This is a genomic window from Pseudomonadota bacterium (assembly GCA_022361155.1).
Classification (GTDB): Bacteria; Myxococcota_A; Polyangia; order Polyangiales; family JAKSBK01; genus JAKSBK01.
Map to the genome: position 1 here is coordinate 1 of JAKSBK010000107.1, position 3,872 is coordinate 3,872.

General features: G+C 63.7%; 3 protein-coding genes. 2 read left to right on the top strand and 1 reads right to left on the bottom strand.

All coding sequences use genetic code 11. The features are described 5' to 3' along the window. A partial coding sequence (locus MJD61_03740; protein MCG8554388.1) for a hypothetical protein occupies positions 1-1,393 on the top strand: 1,393 nt, incomplete at its 5' end. Between the two features lie 131 nt (positions 1,394-1,524). Here the strand turns inward: MJD61_03740 and MJD61_03745 are convergent. Beyond that, entirely contained in the window at positions 1,525-1,677 is a 153-nt protein-coding gene (locus MJD61_03745; GenBank protein ID MCG8554389.1) for a hypothetical protein, read from the bottom strand. A 325-nt stretch (positions 1,678-2,002) separates the two neighbouring features. Between MJD61_03745 and MJD61_03750 the strand changes: the two genes are divergently transcribed. Then, on the top strand, positions 2,003-3,625 hold the full coding sequence (locus MJD61_03750; GenBank protein ID MCG8554390.1) for a hypothetical protein: 1,623 nt from the start codon (positions 2,003-2,005) through the stop codon (positions 3,623-3,625). Positions 3,626-3,872: the final 247 nt, after the last annotated feature.

Below are 3,872 nucleotides of genomic sequence, written 5' to 3' on the forward strand. Positions count from 1 at the left end.
CTCCCTTTCGGTGTTCTGGTTGAGGTTGTACAACCCCCAAAACACCGGGCTTTCAGGGTTTAATCCCTGCAAAATGAAGAAAAGTGCGCTTGGTCAGGGCCTAGCGCCAGCCACGGCCGCCATCGCGGGGCAGCGCCCCGAAGTGGGCAAACGGCTCGCAAAGCTGAGAGGCTACGTCTACGGACCGGAACCATGCCTTGTTGCTGTCTTCGCCGCCGCGGTCAAGGTACTCTCCACGGAATTCGGTTTGCGAGCCTCCGAAGAAACCTACTCGAGAACGAAAATCGAGCCTTTGGAGTTGCGGCGATCGATCCGGGTATTGAAGCAAAATGGATTTTTTGAATCCGACGAGTTCCCGGTAACCCTGGCGAGAGACCTTAGAAAGGAAACGCGCTCTACCGGCGTTGGTTTGATCGAGCGTTTCCTGAGAGTCGCAACGCCCCGCATTCTACAGGTTGGAGAGCGGCTTGGTCGATACCAGTCCCCTGACGGTGTGCCAGTCTCGACAGTCACCACTGCAAACCACCTTAGGCGGTTCGACTGTGTTGAGAGAGTGCGAGTCGCTCTGAGATTCCTTGAAACGATAGACTTCAAGGATCGCGCGTTCTTTGTCAGAGCGCTGCAGTACTCGCTCGCGGAGTCGGCTGATCGCATCGACCCCGCGTTCCTCTGTCCCTTAGGATCAACAGGGGACAGCAGCGCGATGCTGTCCTACCTGATGGGCGACGTCTCCCAGGGTCTCAGAAGAGATGTGCTTCAACTCGAGGTCGCCCTAGAGGCTTCGACTACGCAGGGTTTGATCCTCTGGGATGACTTCTGCGGGCAGGGCGGGCATGCCATTACTACCCTTGCGCAGTGGCTCGGCGCTGAAGAACAATTGCGACGAGAACTTGGAACCGGAGTAGTGCTTGGTGAGCGCCTTGCCCGACCGCTGGAGGACCGCCGTGCACAGCAGCTTAGAGAGCTGCCGGTCGATCTGTCGTTCGGACTTGCCACGCCGACCGGGCTCGAGAACATTCGCAAGGCAATGGACGCGCTTGGACTCGACAATTTTTCAGTGATACCACCGTTGACTGTGGTTCCCAACGAGGATCGACTTGCGGGAGACCCTCGAGTCTTCCACAACGCTGACGAGGAGCGCGACTTCTATAAGTTCGTTCGCGGCAAAGCTCGCCAGATCCACCGGCCAAAGACCGCTCGTCCAGAATACCCGTGGACGCGTGAGAAGGTTGAACAGCGCCTCCTTGGTTATGGAAACTGGGCTGCGCGCGTTGTCTTCTTCTACAACCTGCCCAGTATCACTTTGACGGTTCTCTGGGACGGCGGCAAATCGTGGACCCCTCTGCTTCGGGGACGCAGCAAACCTAGCGCTTCGCAAGCCGTCCCTAGGTAGCGCTGCACCGCGCCGCAGCGACATTGGCGGCAGCCTCGATGGTCGGCCGGCACGTGTGTGGCAATGGCCGGTAGCCTCCCTTGAAGATCCTCGCAAGATGCCCGTCGGGGGTCGTGTCAGCGAACGTCCGATCACCAAACCTGGTTTGGTGCGAACGCGGTGCGGCCACCGACGACCGGGGCGACGATGTCCTTTTGGGGGGTCGGTTCGCCCCCTTTGGCGAGCACCGCGGCAGAGGCCTGGTTGAGCTCTACCCGCACGATCTCCACGCCCAGAGCGCCCACGGTGGGAGTGGCGATGGGGGGCGGGCTACTCGTGCCAGGACCGCCGCCGCCCTCTCCGGCCCCGCCCGAATAACCCCCGTCGGACCCGCAGGCCACCCCGATTGGCCCCAAATCGGGATCGCGCCTCCCGATCGGCGTCAAGGCCGGGACTCGGATCGGAGCAGCGCACGATTTTTCGTGACCTCTAGGACCTGAACCAACAAGCTTTACCGTTACAGTGGTCCCAGGGCTACAGCAGACCCTATCGGTCTCGTTGATGGCTCGAAATTTGCTGGACAACTAAACAGACAATAGGTGGGGAACAGCAAATATGCGTCATGAAAAAATGGAAGAACGAAACTATTTGAACGCTGGCGCCTGGGCTCGGCTGGCCTCGTTGCTCGGCAGCCTGGTCGTCGCGTGCGCTGGGGAGGTCGTGCCTCCCGGGAGCATGGAGCCGTCTGCAAGCGCGATGCCGCCCGCTCCGTTTCCTGCGCCGCCGCCTATTCCGGTCGCGCCCCCTGCGCCGTTCCCTGGTTCCCCCTCGATTCCGATAGCGCCCGCTCCGTGGCCGCTTGGGCCACCGCCTCCTCCACCGGCGCCTGCGCCCGGAAGCCCGCCGGTAGGCGCGAGCTTGACGCTGCAGGGCATGTGCTACGAGATCGATGCCTGTAACGCCGGGGTCCGAGATACCGTCGCCAGGCTCGGACAGCCCAGGTCGCCGCCCGGAAACGCCGCGGCACACGAGTGCCGCTTCCTGAGCAACGTCAATGGGTTGACCGGCTCGTATTGTGACTGCACGTTCGAGGGCGGGCTCCGGCGCTCGCTCGGGCCTGCGAGCCCCGCCCTGTGCCAGGCACGTGCACACACCGGGGCCTGCTTGTCATGGTACCAGTCCAACTTCGGGGGCTGCCGGGTGGGTGACGCTGCTACCTGTCTTGGTCCCTGTCAGGGGCTGGGCCAACAGCTCGCGTTGGAGGCTGCGCGCATTCATGACGCCCGGCTGGTTCAGGTGGAGTGGCATGGCTCCTGTCGCAGCGTGATCGAGGTCGATGGCCGCTGCTTCGCCAACGGCGACCGGGATCCAGGCAGGGCATACGACTGCGCGCTCGGCGCCGATGAGATCGTTCGGCGCTACCACGCAACCTATGAACCGCCCTGGACGCCCCCTCCGCCCCAGGCCCCTTTGCTGGCCCGAGCCAGTGGTCGGGTGGAATTGAAGGTCTGGACGACCTGGGATGGCACTTCGGGCCAGGACGTGGCCTTGCCGAGGACGCGGGTCACTGCCAGCGCGGAGTTTCACTCGGAGCTGACACGACGCACGGACGACTGGCGGTTGCAGCCCCTACCTCCGGCCGCCCTTGCTCAAGACCGGTGCGAAGTCGTGCAGGGAGAAGCCCCGCCCAGGCTCGGACCTCGATGCCGGCATTCCGTGGACCGTATCGTCCTGGTGGACGCAGGGCGCCAGCATCTTTTCGACACCCAAGCAGCGCCGATGCATGAAGGCGTGCCTCTCGCACCCTACTCGCTCGAGCTTCACGCGGTGCAACCGCGCAATGGCGCGCTCTACGAGCTCAAGGCCGAGGGTGGCGATCTGGCCGCTCCGGTCTCGCTCCGGCTGCCACCCCTGCCGGACGCGATCTCGGTTCCCGCACTGCAGGGCGGACGCCCCATCGAGCGGACCGATCTGCGACTGATCTGGACGGGCCGGGGGCAGGCGCCCCTTGCGCTGAGCATCGCCGTGTACACGCCCGCCAGTGGCTTGCCCGAACGGGAGCTCAGGTGCACGTTGAACGACGACGGCGAGCACGTTATCCCCAGCAGTCTGATGCAGCGTCTGCCCGCGGGCCGTGCGATCGTTCAGCTGTCACGCCAGCACCTCGCAGTCGTAGAAGCCGGGGGTCGCCGGCTCTTGACGCAGAGCTCGGTCGAGAGCCATTCCTCCTTCCCGCTCGGACCGCCGCCGTAACCCCGCACCCCCGCACAGCGGGGCGGAAGACGCCGCCGCCCCACCCCGACCCGCTTGGAAGCGTTCGTAGTGTCCTGCATCCGTGATTACGTACATAAGTCGGCGAGCCGTGGTCGATGTCAACGGCTTCGTCCACAATGGTTTCGTGGTCAACATAAATGCCCAGCCGTACCGCAACCTGGGCAACGTCACGTGGAACCACGGGCTATTCGACGTCGAGGATGCAGTCGACCGCACCTGGAACATC